General features: G+C 70.5%; 21 protein-coding genes and 1 pseudogene. 17 read left to right on the top strand and 5 right to left on the bottom strand.

Annotation, left to right across the window (positions count from 1 at the left end; genetic code table 11):
• The 5 genes from AB4039_RS33320 to AB4039_RS33300 all read right to left on the bottom strand — a co-directional run.
• A partial coding sequence (locus AB4039_RS33320) for a protein kinase domain-containing protein (RefSeq protein WP_442272523.1) occupies window positions 1–2,031 on the bottom strand: 2,031 nt, incomplete at its 3' end.
• 73 nt (window positions 2,032–2,104) lie between these two features.
• Window positions 2,105–2,887, bottom strand: coding sequence for a succinate dehydrogenase/fumarate reductase iron-sulfur subunit (locus AB4039_RS33315; RefSeq protein ID WP_266842016.1), 783 nt, complete (start codon window positions 2,885–2,887; stop codon window positions 2,105–2,107).
• Window positions 2,884–4,788 (bottom strand): fumarate reductase/succinate dehydrogenase flavoprotein subunit, encoded by a 1,905-nt coding sequence (locus AB4039_RS33310; RefSeq protein WP_266842018.1) that lies wholly within the window; start codon window positions 4,786–4,788, stop codon window positions 2,884–2,886. Before AB4039_RS33310 ends, AB4039_RS33315 begins: the two co-directional genes overlap by 4 nt.
• Before the next feature lies 1 nt (window position 4,789).
• Window positions 4,790–5,614, bottom strand: coding sequence for a hypothetical protein (locus tag AB4039_RS33305; protein WP_266842020.1), 825 nt, complete (start codon window positions 5,612–5,614; stop codon window positions 4,790–4,792).
• 93 nt (window positions 5,615–5,707) lie between these two features.
• A complete protein-coding gene (locus AB4039_RS33300; RefSeq protein WP_266842022.1) occupies window positions 5,708–5,929 on the bottom strand; it encodes a hypothetical protein in 222 nt (73 codons plus the stop codon).
• A gap of 357 nt (window positions 5,930–6,286) precedes the next feature.
• On the opposite strand from AB4039_RS33300, the gene AB4039_RS33295 reads away from it, so the two are divergent.
• From AB4039_RS33295 to AB4039_RS33215, 17 genes and pseudogenes are all read left to right on the top strand, one after another.
• Window positions 6,287–8,662 carry an ABC transporter family substrate-binding protein gene (locus tag AB4039_RS33295; RefSeq protein WP_266842023.1) on the top strand — a complete coding sequence of 792 codons (2,376 nt, stop codon included), beginning with the start codon at window positions 6,287–6,289 and terminating at the stop codon, window positions 8,660–8,662.
• Between the two features lie 335 nt (window positions 8,663–8,997).
• Window positions 8,998–10,902, top strand: a complete 1,905-nt coding sequence (gene typA, locus AB4039_RS33290) for a translational GTPase TypA (RefSeq protein WP_266842025.1) — start codon at window positions 8,998–9,000, stop codon at window positions 10,900–10,902.
• Window positions 10,903–11,350: 448 nt separating this feature from the next.
• The gene (locus AB4039_RS33285) at window positions 11,351–12,973 is read left to right on the top strand and encodes an ABC transporter substrate-binding protein (protein ID WP_266842026.1); all 1,623 of its coding nucleotides are present in this window, start codon (window positions 11,351–11,353) and stop codon (window positions 12,971–12,973) included.
• A gap of 93 nt (window positions 12,974–13,066) precedes the next feature.
• Complete coding sequence (locus AB4039_RS33280) at window positions 13,067–14,011, top strand: ABC transporter permease (RefSeq protein WP_266842028.1); 945 nt, start codon at window positions 13,067–13,069, stop codon at window positions 14,009–14,011.
• On the top strand, window positions 14,004–14,969 hold the full coding sequence (locus tag AB4039_RS33275) for an ABC transporter permease (RefSeq protein ID WP_266842030.1): 966 nt from the start codon (window positions 14,004–14,006) through the stop codon (window positions 14,967–14,969). The genes AB4039_RS33280 and AB4039_RS33275 overlap by 8 nt, the downstream gene beginning before the upstream one ends.
• A gap of 13 nt (window positions 14,970–14,982) precedes the next feature.
• Complete coding sequence (locus tag AB4039_RS33270) at window positions 14,983–16,038, top strand: ABC transporter ATP-binding protein (RefSeq protein WP_266842032.1); 1,056 nt, start codon at window positions 14,983–14,985, stop codon at window positions 16,036–16,038.
• Window positions 16,031–17,083, top strand: coding sequence for a dipeptide ABC transporter ATP-binding protein (locus AB4039_RS33265; protein WP_266842034.1), 1,053 nt, complete (start codon window positions 16,031–16,033; stop codon window positions 17,081–17,083). The genes AB4039_RS33270 and AB4039_RS33265 overlap by 8 nt, the downstream gene beginning before the upstream one ends.
• Before the next feature lie 71 nt (window positions 17,084–17,154).
• Window positions 17,155–18,093, top strand: coding sequence for a GNAT family N-acetyltransferase (locus tag AB4039_RS33260; RefSeq protein WP_442272522.1), 939 nt, complete (start codon window positions 17,155–17,157; stop codon window positions 18,091–18,093).
• A gap of 107 nt (window positions 18,094–18,200) precedes the next feature.
• Window positions 18,201–19,832 carry an ABC transporter substrate-binding protein gene (locus AB4039_RS33255; protein WP_266842038.1) on the top strand — a complete coding sequence of 544 codons (1,632 nt, stop codon included), beginning with the start codon at window positions 18,201–18,203 and terminating at the stop codon, window positions 19,830–19,832.
• Between the two features lie 31 nt (window positions 19,833–19,863).
• Entirely contained in the window at window positions 19,864–20,787 is a 924-nt protein-coding gene (locus tag AB4039_RS33250; RefSeq protein ID WP_266842040.1) for an ABC transporter permease, read from the top strand.
• Complete coding sequence (locus tag AB4039_RS33245; RefSeq protein ID WP_442272521.1) at window positions 20,780–21,790, top strand: ABC transporter permease; 1,011 nt, start codon at window positions 20,780–20,782, stop codon at window positions 21,788–21,790. The genes AB4039_RS33250 and AB4039_RS33245 overlap by 8 nt, the downstream gene beginning before the upstream one ends.
• Before the next feature lie 15 nt (window positions 21,791–21,805).
• Window positions 21,806–22,780 (top strand): ABC transporter ATP-binding protein, encoded by a 975-nt coding sequence (locus tag AB4039_RS33240; RefSeq protein ID WP_266842042.1) that lies wholly within the window; start codon window positions 21,806–21,808, stop codon window positions 22,778–22,780.
• Window positions 22,773–23,822 (top strand): dipeptide ABC transporter ATP-binding protein, encoded by a 1,050-nt coding sequence (locus tag AB4039_RS33235; protein ID WP_266842043.1) that lies wholly within the window; start codon window positions 22,773–22,775, stop codon window positions 23,820–23,822. The genes AB4039_RS33240 and AB4039_RS33235 overlap by 8 nt, the downstream gene beginning before the upstream one ends.
• Window positions 23,823–24,201: 379 nt before the next feature.
• Window positions 24,202–24,396: a hypothetical protein gene (locus AB4039_RS33230; protein WP_136213899.1), complete on the top strand. Its 195-nt coding sequence runs from the start codon at window positions 24,202–24,204 to the stop codon at window positions 24,394–24,396.
• Between the two features lie 37 nt (window positions 24,397–24,433).
• Entirely contained in the window at window positions 24,434–25,357 is a 924-nt protein-coding gene (gene mshB, locus AB4039_RS33225) for an N-acetyl-1-D-myo-inositol-2-amino-2-deoxy-alpha-D-glucopyranoside deacetylase (protein WP_266842045.1), read from the top strand.
• Window positions 25,354–25,737: a DUF6113 family protein gene (locus AB4039_RS33220; RefSeq protein WP_266842047.1), complete on the top strand. Its 384-nt coding sequence runs from the start codon at window positions 25,354–25,356 to the stop codon at window positions 25,735–25,737. Before mshB ends, AB4039_RS33220 begins: the two co-directional genes overlap by 4 nt.
• A gap of 206 nt (window positions 25,738–25,943) precedes the next feature.
• A pseudogene (locus AB4039_RS33215) lies at window positions 25,944–26,441 on the top strand (hypothetical protein); the annotation flags it as partial.

Raw genomic sequence — 26,441 nt, 5'->3', positions numbered from 1 at the left:
GGCCTCGGCCGCGCCCGCCCGGTCCCCGACGGCGGAGCGCTCGCCGGCCACCCGGCACAGGGCCCGCACCCGGGCCCCGCCCGCCGGGACCCGGCCGGCCAGGCGCAGCGCGGCGGCCAGGTCGTGCCGGGCCACGGCCGTGACGGACTTCGACTCGGTGGCCGCCCGGACCGCGGCACTCCTGATCCGGGCCAGGTAGCGCTCGGCGCGGGCGGGATCGGTGGGGGCGCTCGCGAGGACCGCGCGGGCCAGCACGGCCTCCTCGGCGGAGCTCCCCGCGAAGTGCCGCTCGGCCAGCCGGACACCGCGCTCCGGGGCCACCGCCGCGAGCTCCTCCGCCACCTTGCGCAGCCGGGCCGCGCGGGCGGGTCCGGACACCGTGAACAACGCCTGCTGCGCGTCGGTCAGCACCCGTTCGGTGCGGCGGGGGGCGTCCCGGGAGATCCGCCGGGCCAGCCCGGTCAGCAGGGCGGCGATGCGGGCGCCGTCCCCGTCGCCGTCGGTCCACGCCCAGAGCTCGGCGTCGTTCAGCAGCCGGCTCGCCAGGCCCGCGTCGAAGCGGGCCGCGGCCTCCGCCGCGAGGGCGAGCCCCTCGGTGCGGACGTCACCGGCGCCGGGCGGCAGGGAGACCAGCGTCTCCTCCGCCTCCAGCAGCAGTTCCCGTACGACCTCCCGCACGGCCTCCGGCAGACCCGCGTCCCCGTCCGTCCCGGGCCCGTCCCCGGCCTCGTCCGSCMCCGGCCCGYCCCCGGCTTCGGCTATGTCGGCGGCCCCGTCCGGCCCCGGCCGGTCCCCGGCTTCCGGCAGGCCCGTGGCCCCGACCTCTCCCGGCCCGTCGACGGTTTCCGCTACGTCGGCGGCCCCGTCCGGCCCCGGCCCGTCCCCGGCTTCGGCTACGTCGGCGGGCTCGTCCGTCCCGGGCCCGTCCACGGCCCCCGGCAGGCCCGCGGCCCCGTCCGGCCCCGGCCCGTCCACGGCCCCCGGCACGTCGGCGGCCCCGTCCCCGTCCGGTCTGCCTCCGGACTCCGGCCCGCCGCCGGCCGCAGCCGGAGCCCCGTCCGCCGCCTCGGCGCGGCCTTCGCCCGGGGCCGGTGCCCGCGTCCCGGACCGCGTCCCGGTCCGCGTCCCGGATTCGATTCCGGCCGCCGTGCCCGCCACGGCGTCCAGGCCCCCGGCCCCGCCCCCGCCCCCCACCGCGACCGCCACGGGCTCCGCCACCGGCAGGCCCCGCAGCGCCTTCGCCACCGCCTCCGCCGACTCCGGCCGGTCCGCCGGCGCCTTCGCCAGCAGCGCCAGCACCAGCCGGTCCAGCTCCCGGGTCACCGCCGCCCCGGCCTCGCGCAGCGACAGCGGGGCGTCCTCCACGTGCCGCCGCATCAGGACGTACATCGGCTCGGCCGATCCGAACGGCGGCTCCCCGCTCAGCAGCGCGTACAGCACGCACCCCAGCGCGTACAGGTCGCACCGGGCGTCCACGTGCTCGCCCCGCCACTGCTCGGGCGCCATGTACGGCGGCGTGCCGAAGATCCGCCCCGTGACCGTCCAGCCCGCCGTCGCGTCCGCCGAGTGCGCGATGCCGAAGTCGCAGATCTTGAGCCGGCCGCCCGGCAGCAGGAAGAGGTTCCCCGGCTTCAGGTCCCGGTGGACCACCGCCCGTTCGTGCGCGGCGGCCAGCGCCTCGGCGGTCTGCGCCGCCAGGTCCACCGCGACGGCGGCAGGCAGCCCGCCCCGCTCCCGGGCCAGCACCGCCCCCAGGTCCTCGCCGGACAGCAGCTCCATCACGATGAACAGCCGGCCCTCGTGCCGGCCCACGTCGTGCACCACGGTGATGCCCGGATGCTGCAGGCGCGCCCCGATGGTGGCCTCCCGCCGGAACCGGGCGATCAGCTCCTCGTTCGTCGCGGCCTCCAGCAGCACCTTCACGGCCACCGCACGGTCGAGTTCGAGGTCGTGGCCGCGCCACACCTCGCCCATGCCCCCCGCGCCGAGCCGCCGGTCCAGCCGGTACCGGTCCGCCAGTCGATCCCCCACCCGCACCGCACAGCCCCCTGACGTCACGTCATCCGACGCTCACCCAGGGGGCATTGTGCAACCGCGAAGTGAACTACCGGGGGTCGGAATCCGAACGGCGCCGGATCCTGCTCCCCAGCCACACCAGGGGGTCGTACTTGCGGTCCACGGCCCGCTCCTTCAGCGGGATCAGAGCATTGTCGGTGATCTTGATGCCCTCGGGGCAGACCTCCGTGCAGCACTTGGTGATGTTGCAGTAGCCCAGCCCGTGCTCCTCCTGGGCCGTGCGCTTGCGGTCCAGGCCCGCCTCGGCGGCCGCGTCCAGCGGGTGCATGTCGAGCTCGGCGACCCGCATCAGGAAGCGCGGACCGGCGAAGGCCGCCTTGTTCTCCTCGTGGTCGCGCACCACGTGACAGGTGTCCTGGCACAGGAAGCACTCGATGCACTTGCGGAACTCCTGCGAGCGCTCCACGTCCACCTGCTGCATCCGGTACGCGCCCGCCGCGACCCCCTCCGGCGGCACGAAGGCCGGGACCTCGCGCGCCTTGGCGTAGTTGAAGGACACGTCCGTGACCAGGTCCCGGACCACCGGGAAGGCGCGCAGCGGGGTGATCGTGACCGTCTCGTCCCGCGCGAAGACGGACATCCGCGTCATGCACATCAGCCGGGGCCGCCCGTTGACCTCCGCGCTGCACGAACCGCACTTGCCCGCCTTGCAGTTCCAGCGCACCGCGAGGTCGGACGCCTGCGTCGCCTGGATCCGGTGGACGATGTCCAGGACCACCTCCCCGTCGTGCACCTCGACGGTGAAGTCCCTGAGCGATCCGCCCTCCGCGTCACCCCGCCAGACCCGGAAGCGTGCGTCGTACGCAGTCATTCGCAGAGCTCCTCTTCGGCGAGGTACTTGGCCAGCTCTTCCTTCTCGAACAGGGCGAGCAGGTCCGGGCGGATGGGCTCGGTCCGGGTGCGGGTGAGGGCGATCCGGTCGGCGGCCGGATCGGCGGGTGGCGGATCCACCGGCCGGCACAGGAGGTTGACCGGACGCCACTCCCGCTCCATCGCGGGGCGGTCCTCCCGGGTGTGTCCGCCCCGGCTCTCCGTGCGCTCCAGGGCGGCGCGGGCCACGCACTCGCTGACCAGCAGCATGTTGCGCAGGTCCAGTGCCAGGTGCCAGCCCGGGTTGAACTGCCGGTGCCCCTCGACCCCGGCACGGGCGGCCCGCACCCGCAGCGCGGCGAGCCGCTCCAGGGCCTCGGCCATCTCGGCCTCCCGGCGGATGATGCCGACCAGGTCGTTCATGGTCGTCTGCAGCTCCTGGTGGAGCGTGTACGGGTTCTCGGCGCCCTCCGCCGCGTGGAAGGGGGCCAGCGCTTCGGCGGCCGCCGCGTCGATCTGCTCCTGGGAGACCGCCGGCCGCGCCCCGCCGGGCTCCGCGGCGTGCCCGGCCGCGTGCAGTCCCGCCCGGCGGCCGAAGACCAGCAGGTCGGAGAGCGAGTTGCCGCCGAGCCGGTTCGAGCCGTGCATGCCGCCCGCCACCTCGCCGGCCGCGAACAGCCCCGGTACGCCGACGGTGGCGGCGGTGTCCGAGTCGACGGCGATCCCGCCCATCACGTAGTGGCAGGTCGGGCCGACCTCCATCGGCTCGGCGGTGATGTCCACGTCCGCCAGCTCCTTGAACTGGTGGTACATGGACGGCAGCCGCCGCTTGATCCTCTCGGCCGGCATCCGGGTCGACACGTCGAGGAAGACCCCGCCGTGCGGGGAGCCGCGGCCCGCCTTCACCTCGGAATTGATGGCCCGCGCCACCTCGTCGCGGGGCAGCAGCTCGGGCGGACGCCGGTTGTGGTCCGGGTCCTCGTACCAGCGGTCGCCCTCCTCCTCCGACTCGGCGTACTTCTCCTTGAACACGTCGGGGACGTAGTCGAACATGAACCGCTCGCCCTCGGAGTTGCGCAGCACCCCGCCGTCGCCGCGGACGGACTCGGTGACGAGGATCCCCTTCACCGACGGCGGCCAGACCATGCCCGTCGGGTGGAACTGCACGAACTCCATGTTCAGCAGCGGGGCCCCGGCGAGCAGGGCCAGCGCGTGGCCGTCGCCCGTGTACTCCCAGGAGTTGGAGGTGGTCTTGAACGACTTCCCGATCCCGCCGGTGGCCAGGACCACCGCCGGGGCCTCCAGTACGAAGAACCGCCCGCTCTCGCGCTCGTAGCAGAAGGTTCCCGAGACCCTCTGCCCGTCCTTCAGCACCCGGGTGACCGTGCACTCCTGGAACACCTTGAGGCGGGCCTCGTGGTCCCCGTGCTCCTTGAAGTCCTCCTGCTGCAGCTGGACGATCTTCTGCTGGAGGGTGCGGATCAGCTCCAGGCCCGTCCGGTCGCCGACGTGTGCGAGGCGCGGGTACTCGTGGCCGCCGAAGTTGCGCTGGGAGATCCTGCCGTCGGGCGTGCGGTCGAAGAGCGCGCCCCAGGTCTCCAGCTCCCAGACCCGGTCGGGGGCCTCCTTCGCGTGCAGTTCGGCCATCCGCCACTGGTTGAGGAACTTGCCGCCGCGCATCGTGTCGCGGAAGTGCACCTGCCAGTTGTCGTGGTCGTTGACGTTGCCCATGGAGGCGGCGATCCCGCCCTCCGCCATCACCGTGTGGGCCTTGCCGAACAGGGACTTGCAGATCACGGCCGTACGGGCGCCCCGCTCGCGCGCCTCGATCGCGGCCCGCAGCCCGGCGCCGCCCGCGCCCACCACGACCACGTCCCACTGCTGCCGTTCCACCTGTGCCATCTCAGAAGATCCTCGGGTCGGTGACGGTGCCGCTGGCCAGCAGGTACACGTAGAAGTCGCACAGGGCGACGCTGATCAGGGAGGCCCAGGCCAGCTGCATGTGCCGGGCGTTGAGCCGGCTCACCCAGCCCCACAGCCGGTAGCGCACCGGGTGTTTGGAGAAGTGCTTCAGGCGGCCGCCCATGATGTGCCGGCAGGAGTGGCAGGAGAGCGTGTAGGCCCAGATCAGCACGATGTTGACGAGGAACAGCAGGGTTCCCAGGCCCATGTGGCCCCACGCGTAGTGCCCGTCGCGGAAGGTCAGCGCGGTGTCGTACGTGAGGATCCCGGCGACCGGCACCGCGAAGTAGAAGAAGTACCGGTGCGCGTTCTGCAGGATCAGCGGGAACCGGGTCTCGCCCGTGTACGCGGCGTGCGGCTCGGCCACGGCGCAGGCGGGCGGCGAGGCCCAGAAGCCCCGGTAGTACGCCTTGCGGTAGTAGTAGCAGGTCAGCCGGAAGCCGAGCGGGAAGACCAGGATCAGCAGGGCGGGGGACAGGCCCCACCAGCTGCCGAAGAGGTCCAGATTGGGGCCGCCGCGCATGGGGACGCAGTTCTCCGCCAGACAGGGCGAGTAGAACGGCGAGACGTACGGGGCCGCGTAGTAGTCGGCGTTCGAGAAGGCCCGCCAGGTCGAGTAGACGATGAAGGCGAGCAGCCCCGCGGCGGTGCCGGCGGGCGAAAGCCACCACCGGTCGGTGCGCAGGTGCCGGGCCGCGATGGCGGCCCGGGAGGGGTCGTGGACCCCGCCGGGCCGCTGTCGGTGTGGTTCCGTGCCTGTGGCCAAAGGGGACTCCGGGTGGAGTGATGAGGGGTGGCCCAGGAGGCCCGGCCGGGGCGGCCGGGCCAGATGGGGAGTGCGTCGACGGCAGGGGGCGCGTCAGGGGGCGTGGCGGTCGCGGGCGCCGAGGCCCTCGTCGTCGGTGTCCGTCCACAGCGTGCTGTCGTACGGGGTGTCCGGGACGGATACCATCCGGCCCGCCTCGGGGGTGCTGGGAGCGGTCGGCGACTGTCGTGCGACGTCCTGCTCCAGCCGCTCCACGGAGCGGACCAGCTCGTTCAGATTGCGTCGTACGGCCGTCAGATCGTCTTGCAGGGACATGACGTGACCTCACTTCCGCGGGTGCGGTGGCAACGCTTCCGGGCGCCTGCGAGTGTCGCGCCTCCCGTCCCCGGTTGTGAAGGGACGTGCAGCGATTCCGGGCGCGCAGGCGCGAACCGTGCGCCCCTCCCTGCCCCCATTTTCATCCCTCCCCCGGGGGAACGCGCGCCCGCGCGCAAGCCGGATTGGTCCGCACGGGTGGGGTTCGCGGCGTGGCGAGGGGCCGCTCCTGAGGAGCCGGGCGGCCGTCTATTTCAGTGGGATCCGGCATCAGTGTGATCAGCTCCATATACCGCCGAATGTGATCAAGACCCCCTCTTTCACGGCCACCCGCGCCCCGCCCCGGAGGTACCACCCATGACCCAGAGAACGCGCAGGTCTTTGGCGCTCCTCACCTCGGGAGTCCTTGCGCTGCCGCTCCTCGCGGGGTGCGGGGCGGCCGAGGAGGAGGGCGGGTCGGCCGCCGCGGGACCGGACATCGCGGTCACGGCCCGCGACCGGGTCGTCGACGGCGGAGTCCTGCGCTGGGCGGTGGACTCCCTGCCGGACACCCTGAACACCTTCCAGGCCGACGCCGACGCCACCACCACCCGGATCGCGGGGGCGGTCCTGCCGCAGCTCTTCGTGCTGGACGCCAAGGGCCGGCCGGTGGCCAATCCCGACTACCTGGAGAAGGCCGAGGTAGTCGAGCGCGAGCCGAAGCAGGTCGTCCTGTACAAGCTGAACCAGAAGGCGGTGTGGAGCGACGGCCGCGAGATCGGCGCCCCCGACTTCGTCGCCCAGTGGCGGGCCCTGAACGGCAAGGACTCGGCGTACTGGACGGCCCGCAACGCCGGCTACGACCGGATCGAGAAGATCGAGCGGGGGAAGAACGACCTGGAGGTCAAGGTCACCTTCGCCAAGCCGTACGGCGACTGGCGCTCCCTGTTCGGCCCGCTCTACCCGAAGCAGGTCATGGGCACCCCGGAGTCCTTCAATGAGGGCGCGCGCGGCGCCCTCAAGGTCACCGCCGGACCCTTCGGCCTGGGGGCCATCGACAAGAAGACCGGCACCGCGGCCCTGACCCGCAACCCGCGCTGGTGGGGCCGGGCCGCGAAGCTGGACACCCTCGTCCTGACGGCCGTGCCCCGGGCGGCCCGTCCGGCCGCGCTGGCCGCGGGGAAGATCGACCTGGCCGAGATCGACCGCGCGGGCGCCGACCGGATCGCCCTCGCCCACCGCGACGCCGGCCAGGTGAACGGGGCGCACGGCCCCGCCGCCGCCCTCACCCCGGCGCAGGCCACCCTCTCCTGGGCCCTCGCCCACGGTTCCGACGAGACCAAGGCGAGGGAGGAGCAGGAGAGCCGCGAGAAGAGCGCGCAGGCCGTGAAGAAGTACGCCGACGAGCAGCAGGCGCTGCGTTCCTTCGCCGTCCGCAAGTCGCTGGAGCCCGCCTACACGCAGCTGGCCATGAACGGCGCCTCCGGCCCGCTGTCCGACGAGCGGGTCCGTCGGGCGGTGGCCCGCGCCCTGGACCGCAAGGAACTCACCGAGCTGGTCCTGAAGCCGCTCGGCCTGCCCGCGAAGCCGGTCGGCAGCCACCTGGCCCTGGCCGGGCAGCAGGCGTACGCCGACAACAGCGACGCCCTCGGCGGCCTGGACCCCCAGGCGGCCCAGGCCCTGCTCTCGGACGCGGGCTGGCGCAAGAACGGCAAGCTCACCGACCCGGCGGGGGCCAAGGCGGGCTCCGAGAGCGACGACGGCGGGAAGAAGGACGACTCCAAGACCCCCTCGGGCCCGGGCACCGGCAACGACGGCCTCTACATCGTCGGCCAGGACGACGGCCGGGGCGGCGCTCCCCGTCGCCCCGGCGCCCACGACGGCCACGGCGCGCACGCGGCCGCCGGTCTCCCCGAAGGTCCCGCACAGGGCTTCGACGGGGAGATCGTCGACGCGGACCGGTTCGCGCCCGGCGCCCCCAAGGAGCAGCCCTCCCCGGTGCTGGCACCCGGCTCCCTCGCCGCGCAGCAGGAGGAGGCGCTGCTGACCCAGGCCCGGACCCTCGGCGACGCCAAGCGCGCGGCGGCCGGCGCGGACGGGCGGGCGGAGAACGGCGCCGACGACAAGGAACCCGCGCCGGCCACCCCGGCCCCCGCCCCGGTCAAGCAGGCCGCCCGCACCTCCGGCTCCATCCTCGCCAAGGACGGCAAGCCCCTCACCCTGCGCTTCGTCCTCCCGGCGGGGCCCGGCTCCGAGGCCCTGCGGACGGTCGGCGAGCGGATCTCCCGGATGCTCCAGACGATCGGGGTCGCCACCGAGATCAAGAAGGTCGCGGACGAGAGCTTCTTCAAGGACCACGTGGCTTCGGGCCAGTACGACCTGGCGCTCTACTCCTGGCCCGCGACGGCCTACCCCGCCACCGACGCCCGCCCCATCTTCGCCAAGCCGGAGCCGGCCGCGGACGGCTCGCTCGTCGTCGAGCAGAACTACACCCGGGTGGGCACCGACCACATCGACCAGCTGTTCGACCAGGCGGCCGGCGAGTTGGACGAGGAGCAGGCCCGGGAGCTGATGCGCAAGGCGGACGCCCGGATCTGGGCCGCGGCCGGTTCCATCCCGATCTACCAGCGCCCCGAGCTGGTCGCCGTGAAGCCCGGCCTGGCCAACGCGGGGGCGTTCGGGCTCGGGGCCCCGCGGTACCAGGACATCGGCTGGATGAAGCCGCCCACCGAGAAGGACGCGAAGAAGAAGTAGCCGCGCCGAACAAGTGGTGAAAAAGCGGGGCCTGGCAGGTTGACCCACGGGTCACTAGCTCAGATGTGACTCAATTCCCTTGCCCGCCGGATCCCCGGCGGGCAAGGTCGTTGATACCCATTGACCCGCAGGAACACAGGCTCCTCCCACGGCCGGGACACCCCACCCCGAACCCGGCCGCGCTCAGTCGTCCGGCCCCTTGACAGACCCCCCGGCAGGCGGTTCCCGCCAACCGACGTAGGATGGGGTAAGGCCGTGGCAGGTTTTCCGCCCGGCCGAGGCGCGCGTGCCAGGCCGTACGTGACGCCATCCACGATCCCGGGAGAAGCGCCGAAGTGCCCACGCGCCACGACATCCGTAACGTCGCCATCGTCGCCCACGTCGACCATGGCAAGACGACCATCGTCGATGCCATGCTCAAGCAGGCCGGTGCCTTCGCCGCCCACCAGCACCTCGACGACCGCATGATGGACTCGAACGACCTGGAGCGTGAGAAGGGCATCACGATCCTCGCCAAGAACACGGCGGTGAAGTATCACCCCAAGGACGGCGGGGCCCCGATCACGATCAACATCATCGACACCCCCGGCCACGCCGACTTCGGTGGTGAGGTCGAGCGCGGTCTGTCGATGGTGGACGCCGTCGTTCTGCTGGTGGACGCCTCCGAGGGTCCGCTGCCCCAGACCCGCTTCGTCCTGCGCAAGGCCCTGCAGGCGAACATGCCGGTCATCCTCTGCATCAACAAGACGGACCGTCCGGACTCCCGGATCGACGAGGTCGTCAACGACACGTACGACCTCTTCCTGGACCTGGACGCCACCGAGGACCAGATCGAGTTCCCGATCGTCTACGCCTGCGGCCGTGACGGCGTCGCCTCGCTGACCAAGCCCGAGGACGGCACCGTCCCCGCGGACAGCGACAGCCTGGAGCCGTTCTTCTCCACCATCCTGGAGCACGTCCCCGCCCCGGTGTACGACGAGGAGGCCCCCCTCCAGGCCCACGTCACCAACCTGGACGCCGACAACTTCCTCGGCCGCATCGCGCTGCTCCGCGTCGAGCAGGGCGAGCTGCGCAAGGGCCAGACCGTCACGTGGATCAAGCGTGACGGCACCCAGTCGAACGTCCGCATCACCGAGCTGATGATGACCGAGGCGCTCACCCGCAAGCCGGCCGAGGTGGCGGGCCCGGGTGACATCTGCGCGGTCGCCGGTATCCCCGACATCATGATCGGCGAGACCCTGGCCGACCCGGAGAACCCGATCGCGCTTCCGCTGATCTCGGTCGACGAGCCGGCGATCTCCATGACCATCGGGACGAACACCTCCCCGATGGTCGGCCGCGGCGGCAGCGGCAAGGGCGCGGACGCCAAGTCCGCGGTCAAGGACCGCAAGGTCACCGCCCGCCAGGTCAAGGACCGCCTGGACCGCGAGCTCATCGGTAACGTCTCGCTGCGCGTGCTGGACACCGAGCGTCCGGACGCCTGGGAGGTCCAGGGCCGTGGTGAGCTCGCGCTCGCCATCCTGGTCGAGCAGATGCGCCGCGAGGGCTTCGAGCTGACCATCGGCAAGCCGCAGGTCGTCACGCAGATGATCGACGGCAAGGTGCACGAGCCGGTCGAGCGCATGACGGTCGACGTCCCCGAGGAGCACATGGGCGCGGTCACGCAGCTCATGGGCGTCCGCAAGGGCCGCATGGACAACATGTCGAACCACGGCTCCGGCTGGGTCCGCATGGAGTTCGTCGTCCCGTCGCGCGGCCTCATCGGCTTCCGCACGGAGTTCCTGACGAACACCCGTGGTACGGGTATCGCCCACTCGATCCACGAGGGCCACGAGCCGTGGTTCGGCCAGCTGGTGACCCGTAACAACGGTTCGCTGGTCGCCGACCGCGCCGGTTCGGTCACGCCGTTCGCGATGATCAACCTGCAGGAGCGCGGCGTCCTGTTCACCGAGCCCGGCACCGAGGTGTACGAGGGCATGATCGTCGGCGAGAACTCGCGCGCCGACGACATGGACGTGAACATCACCAAGGAGAAGAAGCTCACCAACATGCGTGCGGCTTCGGCGGACAACACCGAGAACGTGGTGCCGCCGCGCAAGCTCTCCCTGGAGCAGTCCCTGGAGTTCTGCCGCGACGACGAGTGCGTCGAGGTGACCCCGGAGGCCGTCCGCATCCGCAAGGTCGTCCTGGACCAGAAGGAGCGCTCGCGCACCGCTTCGCGCGCCAAGTCCGGCAAGTAGTACACGAGTCGGCCCCCGGCCGTACTCCAGCCGGACACTGACTGAGACGCGTACGGCTTGAAACAGCCCCTCCCCGCACCGGACCGGTGCGGGGAGGGGCTGTTCGCTTTTGTCAAGCGGATTGTTTCGTTCTGGTGTCCGCATTCCGAGCGTGACACTCCGGAAGGTGAGCTAACCGTCCGTTTCGCACGTGTCTGTCTCCTATCCGTTTGTCCGGATTTCGGGTTTTCGCCATGCGGTGATGTTGTGAAAACGAGACCACTTAAGTGTGGTTTACGGTCTGGGCGTCCCTGAGGATGGCTCCATTGAGCTCGGGTCAATGGGTCACACGCTGTGGGGAGCGTCGACTCACGAGCACACACGATGGGACCGGATTTCGCTGTCAGGGGTGTCAGCGGAACCCGGGTCCTTCACGAATCGACAGTGACTCCTGAGGAGGCAAATACCCATGCGCGGAGCAACGAGCGCCAAGTGGGTCGCGGGTGCCGTCATCGTGGCGATGGCTGCCACGGCTTGCAGCACCAGCAAGGACGAGGCCGGCGGCAAGGGCGGCAACATCACGGTGGTGCTCGGCGAGCCGCAGCACGGCCTGGTCGGTCAGAACACCGCCGAGTCCGAGGGAGCCGAGGTTCTCCACGCGCTCTTCACCGGTCTGGTCGACTACGACAACAAGACCAACGAGCCGAAGCTGGCCGCCGCCGAGTCCATCAACACGACCGACTCGAAGACCTGGACCATCAAGGTCAAGGACGGCCTCACCTTCCACAACGGTGAGAAGGTCGACGCCCAGTCCTTCGTCCGCGCCTGGAACTGGGGCGCCAACCAGGACAACGCCGCCGAGGGCATGCCGTTCTTCGCCAAGATCGAGGGCTCCGAGGAGCTCGCGCCGGGCAAGGACAAGAAGCCCACCTCCAAGGAGCTCAAGGGCCTCAAGGTCGTTGACGAGCGCACCTTCACCGTCACGCTGAAGGAGCCGTTCTCCCAGTTCAAGACGATGCTGGGCTACAACGCCTTCTACCCGCTGCCGAAGGCCTTCGAGACCGACGGCGCCAAGAAGTTCGGCGAGAACCCGATCGGCAACGGTCCCTTCCAGATGGACGGCACCTGGGACCACAACAAGCAGATCAAGGTCAAGCGGTACGACAAGTACCCGGCCGAGGGTCGCGCCAAGCTCGCGGGCGTCACCTTCAAGATCTACGACAACCTGGACACGGCGTACAACGACCTGCGCTCGGACAACATCCAGATCGTCGACAAGCTCCCGATCTCGGCGATGGCCACCGTCTCCCAGGAGTTCGGCGACCGCTACATCTACAAGCCCGAGTCGGCCGTCGGCTACATCGGTCTCCCGCTGGAGCAGAACCCCGAGGCGTTCGGCAAGGTGGAGATCCGTCAGGCCCTCTCCATGGCCATCGACCGGGACGCCATCACGAAGACCATCTTCAACGGCACCCGCAAGCCGGCCGACGACTTCATCAGCCCCATCATCCCGGGCTACCGCAAGGGCGCGCTGGGCGAGGTCGGCACCTACAACCCGACCAAGGCCAAGGAGATCTTCGAGAAGGCCGGCGGTATCCCCGGCAACAAGATGGAGCTCGGCTACAACGCCGACGGCGGCCACAAGGAGTGGATCGAGGCCGTCGCCAACCAGCTGAAGGCGAACCTCGGCATCGAGGTCACCGCCAAGCCGTTCGCCAAGTTCGGCGAGCTGCTGGACGACCTGGGCGCCTCGAAGTACAAGGGCGCGTTCCGTATGGCGTGGTCCATGGACTACCCGGCGGCGGAGAACTACCTCCGTCCGGTGTTCTCGAAGGTCGCCATCGAGAACGGCTCCAACTACGGCCACTACAAGAACGACGAGTTCGAGAAGACCATGGCGGAGGCCGACAAGGCCACCGACCCCGCCGAGGGTCTGAAGCTGTACCAGAAGGCCGATGACATCGTCATCAAGGACCTTCCGTACATCCCGATCTTCACCTACATGTCTTCTTCGGCCTACTCCAAGTCCGTGAAGAACGTCGAGGTCGATGCCCAGGGCCGCATGGACCTGGCGAACGTCGAGCTCAACTAACACCCCTCTTCACGTAGGGGAACCCGGGGGCGGGCAGGCGGAATCAGGTTTCCGTCTGCCTGCCCTTTCCCCCTGTTCTTTGCTGGAGGTCTGATGGGCCGCTACCTCATCCGCCGACTCATACAGGCGATCCCTGTTCTGATCGGTGCCACGTTCCTGATCTACTGGCTGTCCTTCAAGCTCCCCGGTGACCCGATTCAGGCACTGGCCGGAGAGAAGAAGGCAGACCCGCTCGTCGCGGCGATGCTTCGCGAGAAGTACCACCTCAACGACTCGTTCCTGTCGCAGTACTGGAACTACATTTCCAACCTGTTCCAGGGCAACTTCGGCGAGACCCTGACCGGACGATCCGTCTGGGACAAGATCACCGAAGCCTTCCCCTACACGATGAACCTGGCGATCGTGGCCTTCCTGATCGAGGCCGTCGTCGGCGTCCTGGCCGGCATCATGGCCGCCCTGCGCCGCGGCAAGTTCCTCGACCAGCTCGTGCTCCTGTCCACGCTCCTGGTCATCTCGATCCCGGTCTTCGTGAGCGGCTTCATCCTTCAGCTGACGCTCGGCGTCCAGCTGAAGAACAGCTGGGGCATCGACTTCTTCCCCGTCTCCTTCAACGAGAACGACGGCATCCGCGCCTACCTGCTCCCGGCCCTGGTGCTCGCCTCGACCTCGCTCGCGTACGTGGCCCGACTCACCCGTACCAGCCTGATGGAGACGATGCGCGCCGACTACGTCCGCACCGCCACCGCGAAGGGCCTGCCCCGCCGCCGTGTCGTCGGTCGTCACGCGCTGCGCAACGCGCTCATCCCGATCGTCACCTTCCTCGGCGCCGACCTCGGCTCGCTCATGGGTGGCGCGGTCATCACGGAGAAGATCTTCAACATCCACGGGATCGGCGGCCTGCTGGCCGAGTCGGTCTACCGCAAGGAAGGCACCGTGATCGTGGGCGTCGTCTCGCTCCTGATCATCGTGTACCTGGTCGCCAACCTGATCGTGGACATGCTGTACGCCGTGCTCGACCCGAGGATCCGCTATGCGTGAGACAACTACGGTGGGGGACGAGTTGACCGACACCAAGACCGCCGGCGCGCCCTCCACGAGCGGCACGGTCGGCAACACCCCCGGCAAGAAGGCGAAGAAGGAGCGCGAGGCCAGCCTCTGGTCCGACGCCGTCTCCGACCTCCGCCGCAACCCCATCTTCCTGATCGGCGCCGCGCTGGTCCTGCTGCTGATCGTGCTCTCCGCGGTCCCGCAGTGGTTCACGCCGGACAGCCCGTTCACCGCCGGGGCCTGCAAGCTCCAGGACTCCCTGAAGAAGCCGAGCGCCGACCACTGGTTCGGCTTCGACGTCCAGGGCTGCGACGTCTACACGCGCACCGTGTGGGCGGCCCGCAACTCGATCATCGTCGGTGTCGTCACCACCACCCTGGTGATCGTCGTCGGCGGCGCGCTCGGCCTGCTGGCCGGCTGGGTCGGCGGTCTCGTCGACAGCCTGCTGTCCCGCTTCACCGAGATCTTCTTCGCCATCCCGCTGCTCCTCGGCGGCATGCTGATCATGTCGGGCCTCGGCAAGGGCAACGCCTGGACCGTGTCCATCGTGCTCGCCACCCTGGGCTGGCCGCAGATCTTCCGCATCATGCGGTCCTCGGTGCTGCAGAACAAGAACAACGACTACGTGGTCGCGGCCCGCGCCCTCGGCGCCGGCACGTGGCGCATCACCATGCGCCACATCCTGCCGAACGCCGTCGCGCCCGTCATCGTGGTCGGTGCGATCAGCCTGGGTGTGTACATCGGTGCGGAGGCGGCGCTGTCCTACCTCGGCATCGGTGTCCAGCCCCCCGGCATCTCCTGGGGCCTGATGGTCAGCGACGCTTCCGTCCGCTGGCTCCAGGCACCGCACGTGCTCCTCTTCCCGGCCGCCGCGCTGAGCATCACCGTGCTCGCGTTCATCATGGTCGGCGACGCGGTGCGCGACGCCCTCGACCCGAAGCTGCGCTGAGGAAGGGCGTACGTTGACCACTATCGACAAGACCTCGAACGTCCCCGCGCCCCGTTCGGCGCCGGAGGGGACCCCCCTGCTCGAAGTGCGCGACCTGCACGTCGAGTTCCACACCCGCGACGGCGTCGCCAAGGCCGTCAACGGTGTCTCGTACTCCGTGAACGCCGGCGAGACCCTCGCGGTCCTCGGCGAGTCCGGCTCGGGCAAGTCCGTGACGGCGCAGGCCATCATGGGCATCCTCGACATGCCCCCGGGCAAGATCCCGCACGGCGAGATCCTGTTCCAGGGCCAGGACCTGCTCAAGCTCCCGGCCGAGGACTTCCGCAAGATCCGCGGCCAGAAGATCGCCATGATCTTCCAGGACGCGCTGTCCTCGCTGAACCCCGTGCACACGGTCGGCGCCCAGCTCGGCGAGATGTTCCGCGTGCACCGCGGGATGTCGAAGAAGGACGCCACGGCCAAGGCCGTCGAGCTCATGGACCGGGTGAAGATCCCCGCCGCCAAGGCGCGCGTGGGCGACTACCCGCACCAGTTCTCCGGCGGTATGCGCCAGCGCATCATGATCGCCATGGCGATGGCCCTGGAGCCCGACCTGATCATCGCCGACGAGCCGACCACGGCCCTCGACGTGACGGTCCAGGCCCAGGTCATGGACCTGCTCGCGGAGCTCCAGCGCGAGATGAACATGGGCCTGATCCTGATCACCCACGACCTCGGCGTCGTCGCCGACGTCGCGGACAAGATCGCCGTCATGTACGGCGGCCGGATCGTCGAGAACGCCCCGGTCCACGAGATCTACAAGCGTCCGGCGCACCCGTACACCCGGGGTCTGCTGGACTCGATCCCGCGCCTGGACCAGAAGGGCCAGGAGCTCTACGCGATCAAGGGCCTCCCGCCCAACCTGCTCAACATCCCCTCGGGCTGCGCCTTCAACCCGCGCTGCCCCAAGGCGCAGGACATCTGCCGCACCGACGTGCCCGTCCTGCACCAGGTGACCGAGCGCGACGGCAGCGAGCTGCCCGGCCGCGGCAGCGCGTGCCACTTCTGGAAGGAGCAGATCCATGGCTGAGCTCACCAAGAACGCCCCCGAGCGCGAGCCGATCCTCCAGGTCCGCAACCTGGTCAAGCACTTCCCGCTGACCCAGGGCATCCTGTTCAAGAAGCAGGTCGGCGCGGTCAAGGCCGTCGACGGGATCTCCTTCGACCTGTACCAGGGCGAGACCCTCGGCATCGTCGGCGAGTCCGGCTGTGGCAAGTCCACCGTCGCCAAGCTGCTGATGAACCTGGAGCGGGCCACCGCCGGCGAGGTCTTCTACAAGGGCCAGGACATCACCAAGCTGTCCGGCCGCGCCCTGAAGACCGTCCGCCGCAACATCCAGATGGTCTTCCAGGACCCGTACACCTCGCTGAACCCGCGCATGACGGTCGGCGACATCATCGGCGAGCCCTTCGACATCCACCCCGAGGTGGCTCCCAAGGGCGACCGGCGCCGCAAGGTCCAGGAACTCCTGGACGTCGTGGGCCTGAACCCCGAGTACATCAACCGCTACCCGCACCAGTTCTCCGGCGGCCAGCGCCAGCGCATCGGCATCGCCCGCGGCCTCGCGCTCAACCCGGAGATCATCATCTGCGACGAGCCGGTCTCCGCGCTCGACGTGTCGGTGCAGGCGCAGGTCATCAACCTGATGGGGAAGCTGCAGGACGAGTTCAACCTCTCCTACGTCTTCATCGCGCACGACCTCTCGATCGTCCGGCACATCTCGGACCGCGTGGGCGTCATGTACCTGGGCAAGATGGCCGAGATCGGCTCCGACGCCGAGATCTACGAGCACCCCACCCACCCGTACACGCAGGCCCTGCTGTCCGCGGTGCCGGTGCCGGACCCCGAGGTCCGCGAGGCCCGCGAGCGCATCATCCTCACCGGTGACGTCCCCTCGCCGGCCAACCCGCCGTCGGGCTGCCGCTTCCGCACCCGCTGCTGGAAGGCCGAGGAGAAGTGCGCCACGGAGGAGCCGCTGCTGGCGATCCCGACGCGCTTCCAGGGCGTGAACACCCCGGCCGCCCACGAGTCGGCGTGCCACTTCGCGGAGGAGAAGGCCGTCCTGGCCGTCTGACCCCCTCCGTACGCTCGTCCCGGGGCGGAAGCCGGTTGCGGCCGGCCGCGGGTGACGCCGACAGTGGGCGGATGCGCGACACGCTGACCGTCCGGCCCGCGGGCCCCGGGGACGCCTCCGACATCTGCGCCCTGCTCAACGCCGTCGACGTGATCGAGATCGGCAGACCCGAGACCGACCTGGGCACCGCCCTGGCCGACCTCAACCACCCCGGGGTGGACCTGGCCACCGACTCCTGGCTGGCCCTGCGCGCCGGCCGGCCCGTCGCCTACGCCCTCGTCTGGAACGACTCCGGACCGGGCCGGATCGACGGCGACCACTACGTGCTGCCCGGCGAGCCCCGGGCCGCCCGCCGGCTGCTGGAGCTGATGGAGGCCCGCGCCCGCGCGATGGCCGCCGGGGCCGACCGCCCGCGCCTGCGCCTGCAGCTCAACGCCGCCCCCACCCTGGACGCGGCCCTCCTCACCGGGCGCGGCTACCGCACCGTGCGCCGCCACCAGGTGATGACCCGTCGGCTCACCCCGGCCGACGCCGCCCCGCCCCTGCCGCCCCCGGGGCTGACCCTGCGCGACTGCGGGACCGACGGGTCCGACCGCCGCCGCGCCCACGCCCTGGTGGAGGAGACCTTCGCCGCCCACTTCGGGCACGCCCCGCGCGCGTACGAACCCTGGCTGGACCACCTCGACGCCCGCGCCCTCGACTGGTCCCTGGTGTGGATCGCGAGCCTGCCCGGGGCGGGCGACGCGGCCGTGCTGCTCACCCGGGACGACCGCACCAGCATGGGCTGGATCAGCCACATCGGCGTACGCGAGGGGCTGCGCGGCCGGGGCGTCGGCGGCTTCCTGCTCCGCCACGGCTTCGCCGCGTACGCCGCCCGCGGCCGCGGCACGGTGGGCCTCGGCGTGGACACCGCCAACGAGACCGGCGCACTCGGGCTGTACGAGGCGCACGGCATGCGACCGCACTACGCCGTGGACACCTGGGAGCTGGCTTTGCACTCGCAGGGGTGACAGCCGGGGGACGCGAGGGTGCAATCGGTCCAACCAGGGGTGTGCAGGGACCCACATGGGGTGACATTGGCCCCGAAGCGAGTCTTGGTACCCCTAGGAGGCACTCCATGCGCGGAGCCACCCACGCCAAGTGGGCCGCATGTGCGGTGGCCGTCGCCCTCGCGGCGACGGCCTGCGGCAAGGGTAGCGACAGCGGCGGCGGGGGCGGTGCCGAAGGGATCGTCAGTTCCTCCTGGGGTGACCCGCAGAACCCGCTGGAGCCCGCCAACACCAACGAGGTGCAGGGCGGCAAGGTCCTCGACATGCTCTTCCGCGGGCTCAAGCGGTACGACCCGAAGACCGGCGAGGCCGTGAACATGCTCGCCGAGAAGATCGACACCACGGACAGTCAGAACTTCACGGTCACACTGAAGGACGGCTGGAAGTTCAGCAACGACGAGCCGGTCACCGCCCAGTCCTTCGTGGACGCCTGGAACTACGGCGCGGACGTGCGCAACAAGCAGAACAACTCGCCGTTCTTCTCCGACATCGTCGGCTACGCGGACGTGCACCCCACGACCGGCGAGCCCAAGGCGAAGACCATGTCCGGGCTGGTGGTCAAGGACCCCAAGACCTTCACCGTCGCCCTGAAGCACAAGTTCTCCACCTGGCCCCAGACCCTCGGCTACCAGGCCTTTTCCCCGCTGCCCAAGGCCTTCTTCACCGACCACGCCGGCTGGCTGAACAAGCCGGTCGGCAACGGCCCGTACACGGTGGACTCGTACACCAAGGGCACCGGGATGAAGCTGCGCAAGTGGGACGGCTACACCGGTGCGGACAAGGCACTGAACGGCGGTGTGGACCTCAAGGTCTACACCGACAACAACACCGCCTACACCGACCTGATCTCCGGCAACCTCGACCTGGTCGACGACATCCCGGCGCAGCAGCTCAAGAACGTCAAGAACGACCTCGGCGACCGGTACATCAACCAGCCGGCCCTCATCATCCAGACCCTCACCTTCCCGCTCTACGACCCCCAGTGGGGCAAGGAGGGCATGGAGAAGGTCCGCCGGGGCATCTCGATGGCGATCAACCGCGACGAGATCACCCAGCAGATCTTCCGCGAGACCCGTACGCCGGCCAAGGACTGGACCTCCCCGGCCCTCGGGGCCAAGGGCGGCTTCAACGCCACCCTCTGCGGCGACGCCTGCAAGTACGATCCCGCCGCGGCCAAGAAGCTCATCCAGGAGGGCGGCGGCCTGCCCGGCGGGAAGGTCACGCTGACCTCCAACGTCGACACCGGCTCGCACCGCGAGTGGATGGACGCCGTCTGCAACAGCATCAACAACGCCGTCGGCGAGGGCCCGGTCTGCACGGTCAACCCGGTCGGCACCTTCGCCGACTTCAGGAACCAGCAGAGCGCCTACAAGCTGACCGGCCCCTTCCGCTCCGGCTGGCAGGCCGACTACCCGCTGATCCAGAACTTCCTCCAGCCGCTCTACTACACCGGGGCCTCCTCCAACTACGGCAAGTTCAGCAACCCGGACTTCGACAAGCTCGTCGACGAGGCCAACCAGGAGAGCGACGCCCCCAAGGCGATCGCCAAGTTCCAGGACGCGGAGAAGATCCTCGCGGAGCAGATGCCGTCCATCCCCCTCTGGTACCAGAACGGCAGCGCCGGGCACTCCGAGCGGATCAACGACGTCGCCCTGAACCAGTTCAGCGTCCCGGTCTACAACCAGATCACGGTCAGCTGACCCACCCCTCGGATCGATCCTGGAGCAGTCCATGGGACGTTACGTGATCCGGCGACTGCTCCAGATGATCCCGGTGTTCATCGGCAGCACGTTCCTGATCTTCTTCATGGTGTACGCGCTCGGCGACCCGGTGGCGGCCCTCTTCGGCGACAAGGCCCCCGACCCCGCCACCGCCGCGCGGATCCGCAAGGACCTCTACCTCGACCAGCCCCTGTGGAAGCAGTACCTGCACTACATGGGCCAGATCTTCCAGGGGGATTTCGGCACCGCCTTCAACGGACAGAGCGTCACCGACCTGATGGCCTCGGCCTTCCCCGTCACCCTGCGCCTGACCATCGTCGCGATCGTCATCGAGATCGTCGTCGGCATCACGCTCGGCGTCGTCAGCGGCCTGCGCCGGGGCAAGTCCGTCGACACCTCGGTGCTGGTGCTCACCCTCGTCGTCATCTCGGTGCCCACCTTCGTCACCGGCTACCTGCTCCAGTACCTCTTCGGCGTCAAATGGGGCTGGGTGCGGCCCACCGTCTCCCCTGACGCACCCTTCAACGAGCTGATCCTGCCGGGCATCGTCCTCGCCCTCGTCTCGCTCGCCTACGTCACCCGGCTCTCGCGCACCTCCATCGCCGAGAACGCCAAGGCCGACTACGTGCGCACCGCCACCGCGAAGGGCCTTCCGCGCCACCGCGTCGTCACCCGTCACCTGCTGCGCAACTCCCTGATCCCCGTCGTCACCTTCATCGGCACCGACATCGGCGCCCTGATGGGCGGCGCCATCGTCACCGAGCGGATCTTCAACATCCACGGCGTCGGCTACCAGCTCTACCAGGGCATCCTGCGCAACAACTCGCCCACCGTGGTCGGCTTCGTCACCATCCTCGTGATCGTCTTCCTGCTGGCGAACCTGCTCGTCGACCTGCTCTACGCGGTCCTGGACCCGAGGATCCGGTATGCCTGACCCCGAGCGTCCGGAAGGCCCCGCCATGTACGACCCCGTGGGCCCACGTCCGCGCGAGGCGGTCTCGCCCACCGGTCAGGGAGGGCCCATGGATCTCGCCGTGGAGGAGGGCGAGAGCCTGGAACGCCCGCCCGGCCCCGACACCGGCCCGCGCGAGAAGGCCCGCTCGCTCTGGTCCGACGCCTGGCACCAGCTGCGCCGCAACCCCATCTTCATCATCTCCTCCCTGATGATCCTCTTCCTGGTGGTCATCGCGATCTGGCCCCAGCTCATCGCGAGCGGCGACCCCCTGTACTGCCAGCTGTCCAAGTCCCAGCAGGGCCCCGAGCCCGGACACCCCTTCGGGTACGACACCCAGGGCTGCGACGTCTACACGCGCACCGTCTACGGCGCCCGCGCCTCCATCACCGTCGGAGTCTGCGCCACCCTCGGCGCCGCCCTGCTGGGCTCCGCGCTCGGCGGGCTCGCCGGCTTCTTCGGCAGCTGGGGCGACGCCGTGCTCTCCCGCGTCGCCGACATCTTCTTCGGGATCCCCGTCGTCCTCGGCGGCCTGGTGTTCCTCTCCGTGGTCACCAGCACCACCGTCTGGCCCGTCGTCGGCTTCATCGTGCTGCTGGGCTGGCCGCAGATCGCCCGCATCGCCCGCGGCTCGGTCATCACCGCCAAACAGAACGACTACGTCCAGGCCGCCCGCGCCCTCGGCGCCGGCAACGGCCGGATGCTGCTGCGGCACGTGGCCCCCAACGCCGTCGCCCCCGTCATCGTCGTCGCCACCATCGCGCTGGGCACCTACATCGCCCTCGAAGCCACCCTGTCGTTCCTCGGCGTCGGACTGCGGCCGCCCACCGTCTCCTGGGGCATCGACATCTCCAACGCCGCCTCCCAGATCCGCAACGCCCCGCACATGCTGCTCTGGCCGGCGGGCGCCCTGAGCCTGACCGTGCTCGCCTTCATCATGCTCGGCGACGCGGTGCGCGACGCCCTCGACCCCAAGCTGCGCTGAGGAGTGAGTCGCCAGATGCTGCTCGAAGTCCGCGACCTGCACGTGGAGTTCAAGACCCGCGACGGCGTCGCGAAGGCGGTCAACGGGGTGAACTACTCGGTCGACGAGGGCGAGACGCTCGCCGTGCTCGGCGAGTCCGGCTCCGGCAAATCCGTCACCGCCCAGGCCGTGATGGGCATCCTCGACGTGCCGCCGGGCCGCATCGCCGGCGGCGAGATCCTCTTCAAGGGCGAGGACCTCCTCAGGATGAAGGAGGAGGAACGGCGCAGGGTGCGCGGCGCCGGAATGGCGATGATCTTCCAGGACGCCCTCTCCTCCCTCAACCCCGTGCTCAGCGTGGGCGCCCAGCTCGGCGAGATGTACGAGGTCCACCGCGGCATGTCGCGCAAGGACGCCAGGGCCAAGGCCGTGGAGCTGATGGACCGGGTCAGGATCCCGGCGGCGAGGCAGCGGGTGGGGGACTATCCGCACCAGTTCTCCGGGGGCATGCGCCAGCGCATCATGATCGCCATGGCGCTGGCCCTGGACCCCTCCCTGATCATCGCCGACGAGCCGACCACGGCCCTCGACGTGACGGTCCAGGCCCAGGTGATGGACCTTCTCGCGGAGCTCCAGCGCGAGATGAACATGGGCCTGATCCTGATCACCCACGACCTCGGCGTCGTCGCCGACGTCGCCGACAAGATCGCCGTCATGTACGCGGGCCGCATCGTCGAGTCCGCCCCCGTCCACGACCTCTACGGGGCCCCCGCCCACCCCTACACCCGCGGCCTGCTCGACTCGATCCCGCGCCTGGACCAGAAGGGCCAGGAGCTCTACGCCATCAAGGGCCTGCCGCCCAACCTGCTCGCCATCCCGGCCGGCTGCGCCTTCAACCCGCGCTGCCCGATGGCCCGGGCCGCCTGCCGGGCCGAGGTCCCGCCGCTGGCCGAGATCTCCCCGGACCGGGCCAGCGCCTGCTTCTTCTGGAAGGAGTGCCTCGGTGGCTGAACCCATCCTGGAGGTCCGCGGCCTCGTCAAGCACTACCCGCTCACCCGGGGCATCCTCTTCCGGAAGCAGATCGGCGCGGTCAAGGCCGTCGACGGGGTCTCCTTCAGCCTGGCCGCCGGCGAGACCCTCGGCATCGTCGGCGAGTCCGGCTGCGGGAAGTCCACCGTGGCCAGGATGCTGGTCAACCTGGAACGCCCGACCGCGGGCGCGATCTCGTACAAGGGCCAGGACATCACCAAGCTGTCCGGCCGCGCCCTGAAGGCCGTCCGCCGCAACATCCAGATGGTCTTCCAGGACCCGTACACCTCGCTGAACCCGCGCATGACGGTCGGCGACATCATCGGCGAGCCCTACGAGATCCACCCCGAGGTGGCCCCCAGGGGCGACCGGCGGCGCAGGGTCCAGGACCTGCTCGACGTGGTCGGCCTGAACCCCGAGTACATCAACCGGTACCCGCACCAGTTCTCCGGCGGCCAGCGCCAGCGCATCGGCATCGCCCGCGGCCTCGCCCTGAAGCCCGAGGTCATCGTCGCGGACGAGCCCGTCTCCGCGCTGGACGTCTCCGTCCAGGCCCAGGTCGTCAACCTGCTGGAGCGCCTCCAGGGCGAGTTCGGCCTCTCCTACGTGTTCATCGCCCACGACCTCTCGATCGTCCGGCACATCTCCGACCGGGTCGCCGTCATGTACCTCGGCCGGATCGCCGAGACCGGCACCGACGCCCAGATCTACGACCACCCCACCCATCCGTACACCCAGGCCCTGCTCTCCGCCGTGCCCGTCCCCGACCCCGGGGCCCGCGAGCGCCGCGAGCGCATCATCCTCTCCGGCGACGTCCCCTCCCCGGCCAACCCGCCCTCGGGCTGCACCTTCCGCACCCGCTGCTGGAAGGCCGAGGCGCGCTGCGCCGTGGAGGTTCCGCTGCTGGCGGTCCCGCAGGCCTTCCCGTCCGGGCCGGCGGCCCACCCGTCGGCCTGTCACTTCGCGGCCGAGAAGCAGGTGGTGCCGCCTCCGCCGGCGCCCCCGCGGGACGCCGACGCGTAGCGTCCGGCCGGCCCATCCGCCGGCCCCCGGCCGTTCGAGCGATTATTTTTCGCCACCGTGCGCACGGCGTCGCGGTCGGGTTCCGGCCATGGCAACACGCTCTGTGCGTGGGTGACTTGACCCCGTCTGCCCCGAGTTCCGGACCGCGCGGGCGGGCGGGATGTGACCGTTCGGGCCCCGGGGGGCGCCCGGGGCGACGCGACGTCCTCCCGCCCGGCCCCCGCGTGCCCCCGGGTGTGCGCGCCATGCGCCCCTCGTGCTGCCGGAATTCGATCGATGCGCTGGTACGGATAGTTATGATCCGTAGCGCACGGTGGGTATGACTTCGCCGAGCACGAGTACGCGTACCGATGTCCGCTCGACGTGGAGGTGAAACGCCGTGGCACTCTCGATCTCGGCCGTGGTGCTGCTGGCGATCGTCGTCTTCCTTCTGGTCCGGAAGTCGGGACTGAAGGCGGGGCACGCCTTCGTGTGCGTGCTGCTCGGGTTCTACCTGGCGAGCTCGACGATCGCTCCGACGCTCAGCCAGCTCACGTCCAACGTGGCGAGCATGATCAGCGGCCTCAAGCTGTAGGGGCGCGGCCGCGCGGTCCTGCTCGTAGGCTGACCCCATGAACGGTCTTCCCGCCCGTCGTCTGCTCCTCGTGCACGCGCACCCGGACGACGAGTCGATCAACAACGGCGTCACCATGGCCAAGTACGCGGCCGAGGGTGCCCACGTCGCCCTGGTGACCTGCACGCTCGGCGAGGAGGGCGAGGTCATCCCGGCCGGGCTCGCCCACCTCGCGCCGGACCGCGACGACACCCTCGGCCCCTTCCGGGCCGGGGAGCTCGCCGCCGCCATGAAGGAACTCGGAGTCACCGACCACCGCTTCCTCGGCGGCGCCGGCCGCTACCGGGACTCCGGGATGATGGGCGCCCCGCAGAACACCCGCCCCGGCGCCTTCTGGTCCGCGGACCTGGACGAGGCGGCCGGGTACCTCGTGGAGGTGATCCGGGAACTGCGGCCGCAGGTCCTCGTCACCTACGACCCCGACGGCGGCTACGGCCATCCCGACCACATCCAGGCCCACCGCGTCGCCACGCGCGGCGCGGAGCTGGCCGCCGACCCCGCCCACCGGCCGGAGCTCGGCCCCGCGCACGCGGTGGCGAAGCTCTACTGGAACCGGGTCCCGCGCTCGGTCGTCGACGAGGGCTTCGCCCGGCTGCGCGCCACCGGGGCCTCCTTCCCCGGCGTCGCGGGCCCGCAGGACGTCCCCGGGGTCGTCGACGACGAGCGGATCACCGCCGAGATCGGCGAGGACGGCGGCGGTGACGGCGAAGGCGCCGGCGGCGGGCGGGGGTGGGCGGCGGCCAAGGCGGCCGCGATGCGCGCGCACGTCACCCAGATCGCCGTGGACGGCCCCTTCTTCGCCCTCTCCAACGACCTGGCCCAGCCCCTGTTCGTCCGCGAGTACTACGAACTCGCCGCGGGCGAGCCGGGAGCCCCGGCCGGCACGCGCGAGCGGGACCTCTTCGCGGGGGTGCGCGCATGACCACGCCCTGGACCCCCGGGCGGATCGCCGCCCTGCTGGGCCTGCTCGTCGCGGGCGCGCTCACCGGCGCGGCCGGCTGGCTCGTGCTGGACCTGTGGTTCCCGGCCGGGCTGCTGCTGGCCCTGCTGGCCCTGCTCGGCCTGTTCCTCGGCTCCCGGATCGCGATCGGCGCGGCGGCCGGAGTGGGCGCGGCGGCGGCCGGCTGGTTCCTGTCGTACGTCCTGCTCACCCTCCCCCGCCCCGAAGGGGACTTCCTGTTGGGTTCCTCCGGAATCGGTATGTACGCATACCTTTTGGGGGGAAGTGTGATCGCTGTGATCTGTGCCACGATGCGCGGCCCGGTGGAGGGGCCCGTTTCGGCCTCCCGGCCGCGCGGCTGACGGGCCGCTGAACTCCGCCGCTCGCCGATCGGGGACGGGTTGAGGGGGTTTGACGGACCCTCGGGAGGGGGCGTGCGGGGAGCGAAGAGGAACCTGGGATTCCCGGTGGACAGTTGCGTGCGGGCGGCGGCCAGTATGGTGGACGGGCCGCCGAGCTGCCCGCGCACGGTAAAGACGGGCGGCGGAGCCAACCGGGAGAACCTGCCTTGAGTCGTGAAACTGACAGTTCGTCCCCCGGGCCCCAGGGGCACGGTGGAGCCGCCTACCCCTCGGGTACGCCGCCGTACGGAACCGGCCAGCACCCGTCCACGACTGTGCCATTCGGGCCCGGCGCGACGAGCGCCCCGGAGGAGAACCCTGTGACGTCGAACCCGTCCACGCCCGACACCGACGGGCCGAAGACCGAGACCACCCTGACGACCCGGATCCGGATCAACATCCCGGGTTCGCGGCCGATCCCGCCGGTGGTCGTACGCAAGCCGGTGAAGGGGGCCGCCGCGGGCGGCTCCGCTGCGGAACGGACCGGGGCCGATCCGGCCCAGGCACCGGCCCAGGCCCCGCCGCGCGGTGCGCCGTCGGCGCCCGCCGCCGGACAGGCGTCGGCCGCCCGCGCCCTGCCGCCCGGTCCCGCGGGCCGGTCCGCGCCCGGCCAGCCCGCCCCCGCCGCTCCGCCCGCGCCCGCCGCGGAGGAGTCCAGCAACTGG

Source organism: Streptomyces sp. M-16, assembly GCF_052114405.1.
Lineage (GTDB): Bacteria > Actinomycetota > Actinomycetes > Streptomycetales > Streptomycetaceae > Streptomyces.
This window is presented reverse-complemented; position numbering and strand designations above follow the sequence as displayed.

What these genes read in the sequence shown, in the direction of transcription:
- AB4039_RS33260 (WP_442272522.1), top strand. Translation starts at nt 17,155, where the DNA reads ATGCGCGACACGCTGACCGTCCGGCCCGCGGGCCCCGGGGACGCCTCC.
- AB4039_RS33295 (WP_266842023.1), top strand. Translation starts at nt 6,287, where the DNA reads ATGACCCAGAGAACGCGCAGGTCTTTGGCGCTCCTCACCTCGGGAGTC.
- AB4039_RS33240 (WP_266842042.1), top strand. Translation starts at nt 21,806, where the DNA reads ATGCTGCTCGAAGTCCGCGACCTGCACGTGGAGTTCAAGACCCGCGAC.
- AB4039_RS33280 (WP_266842028.1), top strand. Translation starts at nt 13,067, where the DNA reads ATGGGCCGCTACCTCATCCGCCGACTCATACAGGCGATCCCTGTTCTG.
- AB4039_RS33275 (WP_266842030.1), top strand. Translation starts at nt 14,004, where the DNA reads ATGCGTGAGACAACTACGGTGGGGGACGAGTTGACCGACACCAAGACC.
- AB4039_RS33300 (WP_266842022.1), bottom strand. Translation starts at nt 5,929, where the DNA reads ATGTCCCTGCAAGACGATCTGACGGCCGTACGACGCAATCTGAACGAG.
- AB4039_RS33245 (WP_442272521.1), top strand. Translation starts at nt 20,780, where the DNA reads ATGCCTGACCCCGAGCGTCCGGAAGGCCCCGCCATGTACGACCCCGTG.
- AB4039_RS33220 (WP_266842047.1), top strand. Translation starts at nt 25,354, where the DNA reads ATGACCACGCCCTGGACCCCCGGGCGGATCGCCGCCCTGCTGGGCCTG.
- mshB (WP_266842045.1), top strand. Translation starts at nt 24,434, where the DNA reads ATGAACGGTCTTCCCGCCCGTCGTCTGCTCCTCGTGCACGCGCACCCG.
- AB4039_RS33265 (WP_266842034.1), top strand. Translation starts at nt 16,031, where the DNA reads ATGGCTGAGCTCACCAAGAACGCCCCCGAGCGCGAGCCGATCCTCCAG.
- AB4039_RS33310 (WP_266842018.1), bottom strand. Translation starts at nt 4,788, where the DNA reads ATGGCACAGGTGGAACGGCAGCAGTGGGACGTGGTCGTGGTGGGCGCG.
- AB4039_RS33255 (WP_266842038.1), top strand. Translation starts at nt 18,201, where the DNA reads ATGCGCGGAGCCACCCACGCCAAGTGGGCCGCATGTGCGGTGGCCGTC.
- AB4039_RS33250 (WP_266842040.1), top strand. Translation starts at nt 19,864, where the DNA reads ATGGGACGTTACGTGATCCGGCGACTGCTCCAGATGATCCCGGTGTTC.
- AB4039_RS33285 (WP_266842026.1), top strand. Translation starts at nt 11,351, where the DNA reads ATGCGCGGAGCAACGAGCGCCAAGTGGGTCGCGGGTGCCGTCATCGTG.
- AB4039_RS33315 (WP_266842016.1), bottom strand. Translation starts at nt 2,887, where the DNA reads ATGACTGCGTACGACGCACGCTTCCGGGTCTGGCGGGGTGACGCGGAG.